We start from the raw sequence: 14,979 nt of genomic DNA on the forward strand, positions 1-14,979 counted from the left end.
AGTGATGGGGCACCCTTTCGCGTTAACACATATACGCATAGAAAAGCAATAAGCAATCTATATATTGTATTCTGTTTGGGATTAATCCCCCTTTTGAAACCGCCTCGTTTTGCTTAATATTCCTGACGTTTAATTTTTTCAACAGTGTCTTGATCAAGTTTTTTGATGACTTCAACAATAAGTTTGACCGCATTATCGATATCATCGCGGTGCAGGATAGCAGCATGGCTGTGAATGTAGCGGGTAGCAATACCAATCACGACCGAAGGTACGCCTCTGCCGTTCAAATGCATGCGACCGGCATCTGTGCCACCGCGTGCCATGGCATCATATTGAAACGGGATATTGTGCTCTTCCGCTGTCTCTACAACCAGCTTGCGCAGGCTCGGGTGTCCGATCATAGAGGCATCGTATAGCAAAATCTGTGGCCCTTCACCAATTTTGGACATCGCTTCAGATTCTTTTACTCCTGGCGTATCTCCCGCAATGCCAACATCAACCGCAAACGCGATATCCGGATTTACTGCATAAACGGATGTTTGAGCGCCGCGTAAACCGACTTCTTCTTGAACTGTTCCCACGCCATATACTGTGTTCGGATGATCAACTCCTTGTAGCTGCTGTAGCGTCTGAATCGCCATAGCGATACCAACGCGGTTATCCCATGCTTTTGCCATCATTAACTTCGGATTTTTCATAACGGTGAACGGACAAATCGGAACGACCGTATCACCTGGACGGACGCCGAATTCTTCGGCTTCTTCTTTGCTGGAAGCGCCAATATCAATGAACATATCCTTGATTTCCACTGGTTTTTTGCGCGCTTCCGGCGGCAAAATATGGGGTGGAATCGAGCCAATAACACCTTCAATTATGCCGTTGCGCGTTTGCACAGCAACCCGCTGAGCCAGCATCACCTGTTCCCACCAGCCCCCGAGCGGTTGAAACTTCAGAAATCCTTTGTCCGTTATCATCGTAACCATAAAGCCGACTTCATCCAGGTGTCCGGCTACCATAATCTTTGGCCCCTTGTTTCCTTTACGCGCCAATAAACTTCCCAAGTTATCCGTTGTTACTTCATCCGCATACGTCTCTATATATTTGCGCATCACTTCGCGCACCGCGCGCTCATGACCCGGCACACCCGGTGTTTCAGTCAATTCTTTATACATCGCTAACATTTTGTCTTCCATAATCATTCCTCCATTCCTTCGTTTGCGCATACAATCCAAGCTTTCCCTTTCTTCATCCATATTATCGCACAATTTCAACACATACTAAAAGATAAAGGAGGAATGAAATTGGCAAAACGTGTGTTTTTTAACTTTTTGTATAAAGTTGTGTTATTTCCGGGCGTTCTTTATCTCTTGTCTGTCACTTTTCCTTCTCAGTTAATGTTCGAAAACATCAATCACTGGCTGGACGTTAGCCTGCTGCTGCTTGTCATTGGGCTGATAGCGGATGAAGTTGTGCTCGGCATATACGGTATCTACAAAGCAACACTGCAAGGTACTTTAGCGATAGCAGTTATCGTCTATCTATCCGGTTGGCTATTCCCGCAGAGCAAAATTACGCTACTCGGAGGCGTTATAGCTGGAATTTCCCTCGGAACGGTAGAGCTTATTATGCATAGGTATATCCGCGTCAACCAGAAAAAACATAAACGCAAAAACTCCTAACATCCAGCCTTCTTCTTTCGACAGAACACACAAAAATTTTTCTGCAAAAGAACGAATAATTTAACAAAATTCTGATAGTTATTTAATATACAGAGTTCTCATCTTTCAATTCCTACGCAGAAACGTTCACTGCCAAAAATCAAACGGAAAGAGGGATTGGTATGAACACTCTGTTAAAAATTGCTCTTGTTCTGGTGATTATTGGCGCGCTTAACTGGGGACTCGTAGGCTTTTTTCAATTCGACTTGATAGCTGCAATCTTCGGCGGACAGGGTACAATCATTTCCCGTATCATTTACTCCCTGATAGGACTAAGCGGACTATATACCATTACACTCTTGTTTACGTCTGAAAAAGCGAGGATGTAGATAAACCGCATTGAAATTTCCCCCGTATTTCAAAGGGGCTGTACCAAAAGTCATGAAAAATGACTAATTGGGACAGCCCCTTTGTTGCATTGCTGACGTACTAGTAATTATTTTGTTTCTACTGTCACATTTTAGCATATGTGATTCGTTATATAGGGTGAAGGGGGTGAGCGGTTTGGATGACAATACTCTACGTCAGATTATCGCTGACATATTGGAGGGGAATACCGAAAAGTTCGAGAAAATCATGCAATTATACCAAAAACCGATTTTTCTTTATTGTTATCATATGCTAGGCAATTATGCTGAAGCCGAGGACAGCGGACAAGAAGTATTTTTGAATGCATTTCGCTCTTTGAATAAGTACAACCCGGCTATACCGTTCGGCACTTGGTTGTATAAAATTGCCTATAATCAATGTATTGATGTGATTCGTAAGCGAAAACTTGCAAAATATCTCCCCTTTTTTTATCAGGATGAGAAGGAGAATAAACATGTAGATTTACAGATTGAAGCCAATTATTTTGATGAATACATACAACAGGCGATGTCAAAATTATCGGCAGAAGAGCGGAACTTGTTAATTTTACGTTGTGTTGAGGATAAAAGTTATGAAGAAATTAGCCTTATTCTTAATCAAAACAACGCTACTCTTCGAAAAAAATACGAGCGTTCAGCTGCAAAATTCCGTAAACACTATGCTCAAGTGAAGGGAGTGAAACCGTATGACATTGGACAAGGATCAGGATTTAAGAGAACTTTTTCATGACCTACAGCTTCCCGATGTTGACTTGACTGGAAAAGTGATGGAGAAGTTGTATGCTGAGCAGAAAAAAAAGGAGCGATTTTTTGTGAAATATAAAGTGAGTGTAATGGTAGTGGCAGGAATGCTTTTGACGGTATCTTCAGCTTTTGCTTTTAGCTATCAGACATTGACCAACAAGCAAGGTAAAGTTGTTTTTGAGGAGAAAACACTGGAAGAGGCAAACTATACCTCGCCTTCATTGGATGAACAACTCCGCGCGCTAAAAGCTAGAGATTTTGCGAACAAGGTGTTAAAAGCGGGGACAGCCGGTGTCTTTTATGTCGTCTCGAACATTCCAGATATGAAAACGTACACCTTAGACAAACCTCTAACCTTTACCGACGTGTCCGCACTCCGCACCAAAATGAAAGGGCAATCGGTCAAAATTTTTGACAGTTTGCCAGGAAAGCACAACTTCGAACATGCAACGGTCTTCTTTACCCCAATTACTGACGTGAATCCTCCTACCCCGAAAGAACAGACGGCTATAGCAGAAAAGCTGCGGAAACAGGCAGAGGAATCGAAACAAGAATATGCGATGCTGCCTGTGGAGATGTCGAAAGATCATTGGCGGATCCTTAGCACATATAAAAAAGGCGGGAGTGCTATACAAGTTGCAATGTCCAGAACAAGTGGAAAAGAGACTTTTCTCGTTCATAAAGAGTGGGGCTCAAAGCGGGAAAAATTTGTTGTAAAGGGAGTAGAAATGATATATACAGACTTCGGTACAGGACACAATATCCAATGGATTTATGACGTTCCAAACAGTACGCATACGATTCGATACCATATCGAAACAGGAAAACAAATAAACAAAAAAGACTTGATTAAAATCGCCGAATCGTATCTGGATTAATCGATTGATGCATACGAAAAGGACCGCTCTGCTATGAACTTAAAAAAGTTAGCTACCTGTCTCTGGAAGTCAGGTGGAACGAAGCGTAAGTTTCCTATTTTTTCTTTGTTTTTTCATCAAAAAGTACAAAAACTCCCTTAGCAGTGTAATTTGCAAGGGAGTTTGTCTTCAGTCTGAGACCTGCCGCTCTTTTTGGCAGGTCTTTTTTACGGTCGTTTCCATGTGGAAAAAGGCGGGCGGCAACGCCCGCGAGATTTTCATACTGTCATTTATTTAACAGATCCCATGTTTACTTCTCGCATCGGAACATAGTAAGTGTCGGGGCGCTCGCGCTCTTCCGGATTGTAATAAACGATTAGCAACGTTTCCTCTTCTTTGATTTCACCTGTTTGCAAATATGTGTTCATATTGAACGGTAAAATCTCCAGCATCGTATGTTTATGAAGCAATTTCTCGTCAAGCCCGCGCACCACAAACGCTTCTCCGGCAAGTTCTGGACGCTGGGCGAGCAACTTCATCAAGCGGGAATGTTCCGATTTCCCGACTTCGTATTTCCACCATGTTTTACGTGGTTTATACTTATAATTCATAAAGAAATCGTACTTCATCAAACCTTCGATTATCGGCAGTTTTTCTGTGCCGCGCTCACGCAAAAACATGTGCAAACGAGTGAATAAATCCTCAAGCTGATGCCCAATACGCGCCCAACCTTTTGATTCCCAAAAATTACCGAATTCTTGAAAGAAATCAAACGGCGAAGCAAACTCCCGTTCAATAAGATACAGTAACGTGCGATCCATGCGGTGCGCGTTCCAATATTTTTCTAATACATCTTCTACCCGTTTAATCCGGACAATGTCGGAAAACGGCAGAATACGGTTCTCCAAAATTTCATAAGGCGCATGATCCATATACTTGTATTCATACTTATCCGCATTTAACCGCATTCCCGTGCCGCGCAACATCTTCAAAAACCCAAGCTGCAATTCTTCCGGACGCAACGCAAACACATCATTGAACGTTTTACGGAATGACAGGTAATCTTCTTCCGGCAAACCTGCAATTAAATCAAGGTGCTGAGCAATTTTGCCACTTTCTCGAATCTTGGTCACGGTACGCGCTAACTTGGTGAAATTTTGCCGACGTTTTACAATTTCATTCGTTACGTCATTAGTCGATTGAACACCGATTTCAAAGCGAAAGATACCGGGCGGCGCCTGTTCGGCCAAATAATCGAGCACTTCCGGACGCATGATATCGGCGGTGATTTCAAACTGGAATACACAGCCGCCATGATTTTCAATTAAAAACTGAAAAATTTCCATCGCGTAGTCACGCTTGATGTTAAACGTCCGGTCAACAAATTTAATCAGCTTTGCGCCGTTTTTAATTAAATGCAGCAAATCTCGTTTTGTCCGCTCAATATCAAAATAGCGCACACCTACTTCAATGCTTGACAGGCAAAATTGGCAAGAAAACGGACATCCCCGGCTTGTTTCAAAATACGTGACACGGTTTTTAAGATTCGGAATGTCTTCTTCAAAATAAAACGGAGACGGAATCCGATTCAAATCGAGCTTTGGACGCGGCGGGTTGATAATAACTTCCTGACCTTTGCGGTATGCAAGCCCATATACGAAATGGTATTTTTGCTCTCCCTGAATTTCTGAAAGCAGGTGGTGGAACGTTTCTTCCCCCTCGCCAACAACAATAAAATCAACTTCCTGTAAGCGATTCATCCAATAGTCGACATCATACGATACTTCCGGTCCGCCAAGCACAATTTTTACATCTGGCATGATCTTTCTCAGCATAGAAATAACTTTAATCGTCTCTTCGATGTTCCAGATATAACAGGAAAAGCCAATTACATCCGGCTGGCGCTGGAATAAATCAGACACGATGTTCATTGCCGGGTCTTTGATCGTATATTCAACGAGCTCCACTTTAAAGTCGTTCTGACAAAATGCCTTCAAATAGCGAAGTGCCAACGAGGTATGGATATATTTCGCGTTCAATGTTGTTATAAGCACATTCATGAATAAGCTCCCTCATCATTCATAAATTTCTGTGTGATAGTATAGCATTTTTTTGCATCCTTTTTCTAATCAATCCGTATAAAAAAGTGAATGGATACTTTTGCAAGAAGAGAGGGACTTGCATGTTACGATTATTGTTGCTGCTAGCCATTATTGCGTTCATTGTCTGGTGGTTTCAATATATATTCAATCCAAAACGCAAACTGGAAAGTGCGCTGGAAAAAAAGCGGACATTTTTTCTGGATGACAGGAACAACGTACGCCGTAACTTCTTGTTAACATATAAAGGAGTTTTATTTGAAGGGGAAAAATATTTAGGAAATACGGAAGATAAGTTTACGGTAACAAAGATTTCTATCTGGTCCAGGCAGCCGGAGCGGCTGCACGGTTTGACGCGGAACGATTTTTTCGAGATCGCAGAGATTATCGCCGAAAGCTATCCGGATGCCGAAATCGAGTGGAAAACACCCATTAAAGAGTTTTTACATGATGAATAAACTTGCTTATTTTTGGCGTGTTGATTAATCAGTTTTAGGAAGACTATAATCACCATAAGGAGGACTTAACAAAAATGATCATTTTTGATCAAACATGGCTTATAAAGATAGCTGCAAAAAAGCGAGAGTATTAGCTGTAACGCTAACCTCTCGCTTTTTTATGCCTCTAAGCCTGCACGTATACTTCGTGCATAGCGGCGATAATTTTATCAGCCATTTCTTTCGTGCTGACGGCTTCTTCTTTACTCTTAGCGATATCGGCCGTGCGCACGCCGGAATTCAGCACCTTGTGCACGGCTTTCTCAACTGCATTCGCCGCCCGCTCCATACCAAACGAATATTTAAGCATCATTGCCGCAGAGAGAATCGTGGCAGTCGGGTTTGCTATTCCTTTTCCGGCGATATCAGGCGCCGAACCGTGCACCGGTTCATACAAGCCGAAGTTACCGTCCGCCAACGAAGCGGATGGCAGCATGCCGATAGAGCCTGTCAGCATGGACGCTTCATCGCTCAAAATATCACCGAACATATTTTCCGTCACAATCGTATCAAACTGCTTCGGCCAGCGGAGCAGTTCCATCGCGCAGGAATCGACGAGCTGATGGCGCAACTCAACATCCGGATAATCGTGCGCAACCCGATCCACCACTTTGCGCCACAGACGGGAAGATTCCAGTACATTCGCTTTATCTACAGACGTAAGCTTTTTACCCCGCAAGCGCGCCACTTCAAACGCACGGCGCACAATCCGTTCGATTTCATATTCGTGGTAGATCAATTCATCGGATGCTACTTCTCCATTCTCCGTTTTATAGCGCTTCTTCTCACCGAAATAGAGTCCGCCGGTCAATTCACGAATCACCATCAAATCAACGCCCCTGACCACTTCTTCTTTCAATGCCGACACTTCCACCATGCAGTCGAGCATGAAAGCCGGACGCAGATTCGCGTACAGGCCAAGCGCCTTGCGAATACCGAGCAGGCCTGTTTCCGGCCGGAGATGCGCCGGGTTGTTATCCCATTTTGGACCGCCTACCGCGCCAAGCAATACAGCGTCAGAACGGCGCGCTTTCTCCAGCGTCTCCTCCGGCAACGGCGTGCCATCTTCATCAATAGCACAACCGCCCAAGCGTGCGTATTCAAACGTAAACGTAACATCTTCCAGCTTTTCTACAGCTTTTAACACATGTATCGCTTGCTCGATAACTTCCGGCCCGATCCCATCGCCAGGCAACACAGTAATAGTAAACGTTTGGCTCATGCTTCGTTCCTTCCTCTCTTACATTACGACTTCCACGGCGTCACCGCGGCGTACAATCAATTTATTCAACGCGCGTAGATACGCTTTGGCGCTCGCTTCCAGCACATCTGTGCTTACACCGCGTCCCTGTACTGTGCAATCCCCCTGGGAAAGGCGTACGTACACTTCGCCAAGCGCATCTTTTCCTTGAGTAATGGATAAAATCTTGTAGTCTTCTAATACTACTTCTTCATTCGTTACGCGATCAATCGCCTTATAAATGGAATCGACGGAGCCGTTGCCGCACGCAGCTTCTTCAAGTACCCGCCCATCTGCGGTACGTACGCGCACACTAGCGGTCGGAACGGAATGGTTGCCGTACGAAAGTTGAATGTTTTCAAGAATATATGTTTCTGGAATATTGGTAATTTTTGCATCTACCAGCGCGATGATATCTTCATCACTGATATCTTTCTTTCGATCGCACAATTCTTTAAAGCGGAAAAATGCGTCATCCAGCTCTTTTTGCGTTAAATGATAACCCAGTTCCTGCAATTTATCTTTGAAAGCATGGCGGCCAGACAGCTTACCAAGCACAAGACGGTTGGATTTGACACCGACACGTTCCGGACGGATAATTTCATAAGTCGTTACTTCTTTCAATACACCGTCCTGGTGAATGCCAGACTCATGCGCAAACGCGTTGGCCCCCACTACCGCTTTGTTGCCCGGTACAATCATACCGGTTAAGCGGCTGACCAGTTTACTTGTGCGCGCGATTTCTTCCAGTTTCAAATTTGTGATCGCCTGATAGAAATCTTTGCGCGTATCAAGCGCCAGCGCCACCTCTTCCAACGCAACGTTCCCCGCGCGTTCACCGATCCCGTTAATCGTGCCTTCCACCTGGGTGGCTCCGGCCTGGATGGCAGCCAGTGTATTGGCAACCGCCATGCCAAGATCGTCATGGCAGTGACAGCTTAACTTCACGTTCTCAATACCGTGTACATTGTTTAATATCTGGGTAAAGATATTGGCATATTCCGCAGGCATCGTGTATCCTACCGTGTCCGGAAGATTGATAATTGTTGCACCTGCATCCACGACCGCCTGCACCACTTCAATCAGGAATGGAATCTCGGTACGAGAAGCGTCTTCGCAGGAAAACTCAACCATATCAAAATATTTCTTTCCATACTTTACCGCTGCCACCGCACGCTCAACAATCTGTTCCTTCGTCATGTTCAATTTATACTTGCGATGAATCGGAGACGTAGCAATAAATGTATGCAAGCATGCGGATTCGGCATCACGCAATGCCTCCCACGCTTTGTCAATATCTTTCTCCGACGCGCGGGACAAGCTAACAATCGTCGAGTTCTTCACCCGTTTGGCAATTTCACGAATAGCCTGTAAATCTCCTGGGGAGGCAGCGGCAAACCCTGCCTCAATCCGGCTTACCCCCAGGCGCTCCAGTTGCAAAGCAATTTCCAGTTTTTCTGCGGCGCTTAAGTTGACCCCTGGGGACTGTTCACCGTCCCGCAGGGTGGTATCAAAAACTTCGATTGTACGCATGCCCTATGGCCACCTCCACAATTTTTATTGAGCTTATTTCTTAATCCAAGCCATCATTTCGCGCAGCTGTTTGCCAACCTGCTCGATTTGATGCTCTTTCTCAATGCGGCGACGTGCGCTGAATGCGGCGCGGCCAGACTGGTTCTCCAGAATCCAGTTTTTCGCAAACGTACCGTTTTGAATTTCTTTCAATACTTTCTTCATTTCTTTCTTCGTTTCTTCCGTAATAATGCGCTGACCTACGCTGTAATCGCCGAACTCAGCTGTATCGCTGATTGAGTAGCGCATGTATTCCAGACCACCCTCGTACATAAGGTCAACGATAAGTTTGAGTTCATGCAAACACTCGAAGTATGCGATTTCCGGGGCATATCCTGCTTCCACGAGCGTTTCAAATCCCGCTTTTACAAGTTCGGCTGTACCTCCACAAAGCACCGCTTGCTCGCCGAACAGGTCTGTTTCTGTCTCTTCACGGAATGTTGTCTCTATAACCCCGGCACGCGTGCAGCCGATACCGCTCGCATACGCAAGACCAAGCTCTTTCGCTTTACCTGTACCGTCTTGATATACTGCCAGAAGTCCCGGAACGCCGAATCCTTCCATGTATACCCGGCGAACCATGTGGCCCGGGCTCTTCGGAGCTACCATTACTACATCCACACCGGCTGGAGCGACGATTTGCTGGAAGTGGATATTAAAGCCATGCGAGAAAAAGAGTGCGGCACCTTCTTTCAAATTTGGCTCAATTTGCTCTTTATATACTTTTGCCTGCATTTCGTCCGGCAGAAGAATCATAATCAAATCGGCGCGGGAAGCCGCTTCATCAACAGTGTAAACCTCAAAGCCATCGTTCTCCGCTTGTTCCCAAGAACGGCCTTTGCGAAGACCGATCATAACTTTCATGCCGCTGTCGCGCAGGTTTTGCGCTTGCGCGTGTCCCTGGCTTCCATATCCGATAATGGCAATCGTTTTGCCTTTCAAAATTTCTTGATTTGCGTCTTTTTCATAATACATCTTAATCATCGAATCTTCCTCCCAAATTATGTGTAATATTTTTATATATAAATAGATTGATAGCGATCCATTATGCTTTTGCCAAGATAGCTCCGCGGCTAATCGCAGTAATTCCGGTGCGGGACAACTCTTTAATTCCGTACGGTGTTAACAGATCAATTAACGCATCAACCTTTTCAGAACTACCCGTTACCTCAATCACAAGGGACGATACCCCCACATCGACAATATTTGCGCGAAACGGCTCAATAATACCATTAATCTCAGAACGCGTGGCCGCTGTCGTCCCCACTTTAATCAGCGCAAGCTCGCGAGCTACCATAGGGCCACTACTCAGATGCTGCACTTTTAAGACGTCAATTAATTTATGAAATTGCTTCATAATCTGTTCGATTGTTTTTTCATCACCGCGCGTTACGATAATCATGCGTGACAGGCCCGGTTCTTCCGATTGGCCAACCGTAATGCTGTCGATATTGAAGCCGCGCTGACCCATTAAACTGGCTACCCGGGTCAAAACCCCCGGCTGGTCGTTTACGAGAATTGAGATCGTATGTTTCTGTTCCATGTTACTCTTCATCTCCCAGCACCATTTGATCAAGTGTGTTTCCGGCTGCTACCATCGGATAGACGTTTTCTTCCGGCTCTACCACAAATTCCACAAGAACAGGCCCTTTTGTATTCATGGCTTCCTGCCACACCCGCTCCGCTTCTTCTTCCGTTGACGCTCGCAAGCCTTTAATGCCGTACGCGTCAGCCAACTTCACAAAATCAACGCTCGTGCTCAAATCAATCTGGCTGTAACGATGCTCATAGAACAGCTCCTGCCATTGACGTACCATGCCAAGGCATTTGTTATTGATGATGACAATTTTGATCGGCAAATTATGGTTTGCAACAACCGCCAGTTCTTGCTGGTTCATCTGAAAGCCACCGTCGCCGCTTACCGAAATAACCGTCTTATTCGGATGGGCGAACTGCGCACCGATGGCCGCCGGGAATCCGAATCCCATCGTGCCAAGTCCTCCAGAAGAGATAATCGAGCGCTGGCCGCTGAACTTGAAAAACTGAGCCACCCACATCTGATGCTGCCCAACGTCAGTCGTTACAATCGCGTCGCCGCCTGTGGATTCGTACATAATTTCGATGGCTCGTTGCGGTTTCAACATCCCTGTCGGACTTGGTTTATACGAGTACGGATGTTGCGCGTTCCAAGCATGAATCTGTTCCACCCAGGCATCGCTGTCGGCCCGCTCTACCTTCGGAAGAGCAGCAAGCAACACATTTTTCACGTCACCAACAATCGGGATATACGTTTCAACGTTTTTGCCGATTTCCGCCGGGTCAATGTCCACGTGAACAATTTTGGCATTAGGTGCGAATTCCTTCGTCCGTCCCATCGTAATCCGATCATCGAAACGCGCGCCTAGGTTAATCAATAAATCCGTGTTAAGCAATGCCATATTGGAAGCGTAAGAACCGTGCATCCCCGGCATGCCCGGACAGAGACGGTGCGTTCCTGGGAAGCCGGCCAGCCCCATAAAAGTTGGAATAACCGGAATATTAGCTTTTTCTGCGAATTCTAATAATTCTTTTTCCGCCCCAGCGGCAATGATACCTCCGCCAGCCAGAATCACCGGTTTTTTCGCTTCAGAAATGGCATGGAGCATGCGCTCGATCTGTAAACTGTTCGGTTTAACAGTAGGATTATAGGTGCGAAGCTTTACCGTTTCCGGATAATAGAACGGAGCCTTCGCATTGCTTACATCTTTTGGAATATCAATGAGTACAGGGCCCGGACGTCCAGTAGTCGCGATATGGAACGCTTCTTTCACAATGCGCGGCAAGTCTTTGACATCTCGAACAAAGTAGTTATGCTTCGTAATCGGAAGTGTAATGCCCGTGATGTTCGCCTCCTGAAACGCGTCTGTGCCGATAAGATGCTGGGCAACGTTTCCCGTAATGCAAACGAGCGGTACCGAGTCCATATACGCGGTGGCGATTCCCGTTACCAGATTGGTAGCTCCCGGACCGGAAGTAGCGATGACGACACCCGGCTTTCCGGTTGCACGCGCATAGCCATCAGCCGCGTGAATAGCTCCCTGCTCATGGCGCGTCAAAATATGTTTCAGGTGACTCGAATAGAGCGAATCGTAAATCGGAAGGACAGCGCCGCCCGGGTATCCAAAAACATACTTCACACCTTCCAACAGAAGACAGCGCAGTAACATATCGGAACCCGTCATTACTTCTCCCATTTCGATAGGCGGCAACGAAGCTTTTTGATTCTCAATCATCGCCGTATCTGTGCTCATGATAGTTCCTCCTTTAAGACTTTCTCTCTCCATTGTTAAAATAATCTAAAAATTTATGCTGGACAGAGTACAACTTTATGCCTCCGCCCGTCATACCAGAAAAAAGAGTAAAAAAGAAAACCCTTTCACCCCCCTGACTCTCCTTGAGCGTCAGTCTGGGGCGAAAGAGTTTCGCGGTACCACCCAAAATTCATTGCCGCCTCACGGTCGGCAACCTCGGCGAGTCAGCGTTCGTCCGCCGACTCTAACACGTAACGCGTGTTCCACGGCCCATCCCTACTGGAATCGCTTCGTTCAGGATAGCAACTCAGGGGTGAGATATATACAGCATTCTTATCCGGCTTCCACCATCCCGGACTCTCTAGGAAGAAGAGGCCATATACGTGTCCCCGTCAACGTTATTCTTCATTATTCTTTCAATTTTCAATCTGAAGAACTATTAATCATTTATGATATTACATGCAATTATAGACAGGGATGAAAAATGTGTCAAGCCAAAAATTTAAGAAACTTTATAAACTTTTTTAAACGACTAAACTGCTGATTCCATGGAATGTTCGGCTTTTAGAATTTTACCTTCCGTCTCCTGTCTGCCCATTCCGTTTAAAATAATATTCAACACGATAGCGGTAAGACTTCCCGTTACAATCCCACTTTCCATTACCAAGCGCACGCTTTCCGGAAGCTGGGAAAATATCGCTGGCGAAATAGATACCCCCAGGCCAAGGCCTACAGATGTGGCAATAATAAACATATTCTCGATCCGCTGGAAATTTACGCGCGACAACTGACGAACGCCAGAAGCCATTACCATCCCAAACATCGGAATCATGGCTCCTCCAAGAACAGGGTTAGGAATCACTGTCGTCAGCGCCGCTACTTTCGGTAGAAGACCAAGAATCATAATAATGATGCAGGCAGCGATCACTACGCTTCTCGCTTTTACTCCGGTCAAAGCAACCAGTCCTACGTTTTGTGAATAGGTTGTATACGGAAACGCTTGAAAGATACCGCCGATAACCTGAGTGATTCCTTCTGCCCGTAACCCGCGTTTAATGTCATTCCCGTCAATTTTCTTGTCGCATACTTCAGCAAGCGCAAAGAAAACGCCCGTCGATTCAATCATACTCACAATTCCTACCAGAACCATACTGATAATAGCGGATACATGGAAAGTAGGCATACCAAAACGGAAAGGTTCAACCATGTGGAACCAGTCGGCTTTTTTTACGGTTGAAAAATCTACAAGACCCATAAACGAAGCGACTGACGTACCGATCACTAACGAAAGCAATACGGAAATTGACTTTAAATATCCTGTGAAAAAGCGATTCATCAACACGATAGATAAAAGCGTGATACCCGCCAAAAACAGGTTGGTTAAGCTGGCGAACTCCGGTGTGTTCGGTTGTCCGACAATGTTGCCCATAGCTGCCCCAATCAGCGATGCTCCAATGATAATCACCACAGACCCCGTTACCACAGGCGGAAAAAATTTGATGATTTTATCCATAAACTGAGCCAGAATCATAACGATTACGCCAGCGGCGATAATGGCCCCGTATATAGCCGTAATTCCCTGCAATTTACCGATAGCGATCATCGGTCCTACTGCCTGAAAAGCACACCCCATCATAATAGGAAGCTTAATTCCAAAATATTTTCCGCCAACAACCTGGAACAGAGAAGCAATCCCACAAGCAAACAAATCAATAGAAATAAGATATGCGATTTGTTCGGGCGTCATACCAATCGCCGGTCCGACAATTAGCGGAACGACAACCGCTCCTGCATACATGGCTAGTACATGCTGAAAACCAAGCGTTCCTATCTCCCAAAGCCCTAACTTTTTCTCCAAGAGAATTCCTCCTAAAAATCGCAAGTATGAAAAAACCTTTAAACACTTGAACCGTTCCTCAGCTTTGATGCTTTACGCATTCCTCAGCAAACTGCACTTCCCCGCCTGCAAACGTGGCGATACGGGCCAGCGATTCGACACGGAATCCGCTCTCACGCAGACGCTTTCCGCCGTCCTGGAACGCTTTCTCAATCACAATGCCGATCCCTACAACTTCGCTGCCAGCCTGTTCTACGATGCGGGCAAGTCCCATGGCCGCCTCCCCGTTTGCAAGAAAATCGTCGATGATTAGAATTTTTTCACCTGCTCCAAGAAACTTTTTCAGCACGGTTACCTCGTTTGTTTCGTTCTTCGTAAAAGAATGAACTTGCGTCACATACGCTTCTTCATTCATTAACGCCGACTTTTTCTTGCGAGCGAATACCACCTTCACATTCAGCTTCAACGCTGCGGTCAGCGCGGCCGCAATCCCTGAAGATTCGATAGTAAGAACCTTGGTCACCCCTGTATCCGCGAACCGACGGGCGAATTCTTCCCCGATTGCCATCATAAGCTCCGGGTCAATCTGGTGGTTCAAAAATGAATCAACCTTAAGCACTTTGTCGTTCAGTACATGTCCCTCTTGACGGATTTTCTCTTTGAGCAACTCCATGTGTATCCTCCCTTGCGTCATGCGTAAAAAAAATCGGAGGTCTGTTTTCGCTCGCAGGGAGCGAAAACAGACCTCCGGATCCTA

At 45.7% G+C, this 14,979-nt stretch carries 14 protein-coding genes and 1 other annotated feature; of the genes, 5 read left to right on the forward strand and 9 right to left on the reverse strand.

Going from position 1 to position 14,979, the window contains the following annotated elements:
- Positions 1-113 precede the first annotated feature (113 nt).
- A complete protein-coding gene (locus K3F53_RS15320; protein WP_408863254.1) occupies positions 114-1,193 on the reverse strand; it encodes a M42 family metallopeptidase in 1,080 nt (359 codons plus the stop codon).
- A gap of 108 nt (positions 1,194-1,301) precedes the next feature.
- Between K3F53_RS15320 and K3F53_RS15325 the strand changes: the two genes are divergently transcribed.
- The 4 genes from K3F53_RS15325 (at position 1,302) to K3F53_RS15340 (ending at position 3,708) form a co-directional block, all read left to right on the forward strand.
- A complete protein-coding gene (locus tag K3F53_RS15325) occupies positions 1,302-1,679 on the forward strand; it encodes a DUF2512 family protein (protein ID WP_057897782.1) in 378 nt (125 codons plus the stop codon).
- A gap of 161 nt (positions 1,680-1,840) precedes the next feature.
- Complete coding sequence (locus tag K3F53_RS15330; protein ID WP_057897781.1) at positions 1,841-2,047, forward strand: DUF378 domain-containing protein; 207 nt, start codon at positions 1,841-1,843, stop codon at positions 2,045-2,047.
- A gap of 175 nt (positions 2,048-2,222) precedes the next feature.
- Entirely contained in the window at positions 2,223-2,816 is a 594-nt protein-coding gene (locus tag K3F53_RS15335; RefSeq protein WP_057897780.1) for an RNA polymerase sigma factor, read from the forward strand.
- Positions 2,773-3,708 (forward strand): DUF4367 domain-containing protein, encoded by a 936-nt coding sequence (locus tag K3F53_RS15340; RefSeq protein ID WP_057897779.1) that lies wholly within the window; start codon positions 2,773-2,775, stop codon positions 3,706-3,708. The genes K3F53_RS15335 and K3F53_RS15340 overlap by 44 nt, the downstream gene beginning before the upstream one ends.
- Positions 3,709-3,977: 269 nt before the next feature.
- Here the strand turns inward: K3F53_RS15340 and K3F53_RS15345 are convergent, their stop codons facing one another.
- Complete coding sequence (locus tag K3F53_RS15345) at positions 3,978-5,747, reverse strand: B12-binding domain-containing radical SAM protein (RefSeq protein WP_091260951.1); 1,770 nt, start codon at positions 5,745-5,747, stop codon at positions 3,978-3,980.
- A gap of 122 nt (positions 5,748-5,869) precedes the next feature.
- Here K3F53_RS15345 and K3F53_RS15350 point away from each other — a divergent pair, with 122 nt between their 5' ends.
- Positions 5,870-6,244 (forward strand): hypothetical protein, encoded by a 375-nt coding sequence (locus K3F53_RS15350; RefSeq protein WP_057897777.1) that lies wholly within the window; start codon positions 5,870-5,872, stop codon positions 6,242-6,244.
- Positions 6,245-6,410: 166 nt separating this feature from the next.
- On the opposite strand, the gene leuB is transcribed toward K3F53_RS15350, so the two are convergent.
- The 7 genes from leuB to K3F53_RS15385 all read right to left on the reverse strand — a co-directional run bounded on the left by leuB (position 6,411) and on the right by K3F53_RS15385 (position 14,895).
- Complete coding sequence (gene leuB, locus K3F53_RS15355; protein ID WP_057897776.1) at positions 6,411-7,505, reverse strand: 3-isopropylmalate dehydrogenase; 1,095 nt, start codon at positions 7,503-7,505, stop codon at positions 6,411-6,413.
- An 18-nt stretch (positions 7,506-7,523) separates the two neighbouring features.
- Positions 7,524-9,056, reverse strand: coding sequence for a 2-isopropylmalate synthase (locus K3F53_RS15360; protein WP_057897775.1), 1,533 nt, complete (start codon positions 9,054-9,056; stop codon positions 7,524-7,526).
- A gap of 33 nt (positions 9,057-9,089) precedes the next feature.
- A complete protein-coding gene (gene ilvC / locus K3F53_RS15365) occupies positions 9,090-10,079 on the reverse strand; it encodes a ketol-acid reductoisomerase (RefSeq protein ID WP_057897774.1) in 990 nt (329 codons plus the stop codon).
- A gap of 61 nt (positions 10,080-10,140) precedes the next feature.
- A complete protein-coding gene (gene ilvN / locus K3F53_RS15370) occupies positions 10,141-10,638 on the reverse strand; it encodes an acetolactate synthase small subunit (protein ID WP_057897773.1) in 498 nt (165 codons plus the stop codon).
- A gap of 1 nt (position 10,639) precedes the next feature.
- Positions 10,640-12,367, reverse strand: a complete 1,728-nt coding sequence (gene ilvB, locus K3F53_RS15375) for a biosynthetic-type acetolactate synthase large subunit (protein ID WP_408863348.1) — start codon at positions 12,365-12,367, stop codon at positions 10,640-10,642.
- Between the two features lie 171 nt (positions 12,368-12,538).
- Positions 12,539-12,790: a binding site (T-box leader), on the reverse strand.
- A 127-nt stretch (positions 12,791-12,917) separates the two neighbouring features.
- Positions 12,918-14,243 (reverse strand): nucleobase:cation symporter-2 family protein, encoded by a 1,326-nt coding sequence (locus K3F53_RS15380; protein ID WP_082705877.1) that lies wholly within the window; start codon positions 14,241-14,243, stop codon positions 12,918-12,920.
- A 58-nt stretch (positions 14,244-14,301) separates the two neighbouring features.
- Positions 14,302-14,895 (reverse strand): xanthine phosphoribosyltransferase, encoded by a 594-nt coding sequence (locus tag K3F53_RS15385; protein ID WP_057897771.1) that lies wholly within the window; start codon positions 14,893-14,895, stop codon positions 14,302-14,304.
- Between the last annotated feature and the right edge of the window lie 84 nt (positions 14,896-14,979).

Source organism: Aneurinibacillus thermoaerophilus, from assembly GCF_019603355.1.
Taxonomy (GTDB): domain Bacteria; phylum Bacillota; class Bacilli; order Aneurinibacillales; family Aneurinibacillaceae; genus Aneurinibacillus; species Aneurinibacillus thermoaerophilus.

What these genes read in the sequence shown, in the direction of transcription:
- K3F53_RS15350 (WP_057897777.1), top strand. Translation starts at nt 5,870, where the DNA reads ATGTTACGATTATTGTTGCTGCTAGCCATTATTGCGTTCATTGTCTGG.
- K3F53_RS15385 (WP_057897771.1), bottom strand. Translation starts at nt 14,895, where the DNA reads ATGGAGTTGCTCAAAGAGAAAATCCGTCAAGAGGGACATGTACTGAAC.
- leuB (WP_057897776.1), bottom strand. Translation starts at nt 7,505, where the DNA reads ATGAGCCAAACGTTTACTATTACTGTGTTGCCTGGCGATGGGATCGGG.
- K3F53_RS15330 (WP_057897781.1), top strand. Translation starts at nt 1,841, where the DNA reads ATGAACACTCTGTTAAAAATTGCTCTTGTTCTGGTGATTATTGGCGCG.
- K3F53_RS15320 (WP_408863254.1), bottom strand. Translation starts at nt 1,193, where the DNA reads ATGGAAGACAAAATGTTAGCGATGTATAAAGAATTGACTGAAACACCG.
- K3F53_RS15360 (WP_057897775.1), bottom strand. Translation starts at nt 9,056, where the DNA reads ATGCGTACAATCGAAGTTTTTGATACCACCCTGCGGGACGGTGAACAG.
- K3F53_RS15340 (WP_057897779.1), top strand. Translation starts at nt 2,773, where the DNA reads ATGACATTGGACAAGGATCAGGATTTAAGAGAACTTTTTCATGACCTA.
- K3F53_RS15345 (WP_091260951.1), bottom strand. Translation starts at nt 5,747, where the DNA reads ATGAATGTGCTTATAACAACATTGAACGCGAAATATATCCATACCTCG.
- ilvB (WP_408863348.1), bottom strand. Translation starts at nt 12,367, where the DNA reads ATGATTGAGAATCAAAAAGCTTCGTTGCCGCCTATCGAAATGGGAGAA.
- ilvN (WP_057897773.1), bottom strand. Translation starts at nt 10,638, where the DNA reads ATGGAACAGAAACATACGATCTCAATTCTCGTAAACGACCAGCCGGGG.
- ilvC (WP_057897774.1), bottom strand. Translation starts at nt 10,079, where the DNA reads ATGATTAAGATGTATTATGAAAAAGACGCAAATCAAGAAATTTTGAAA.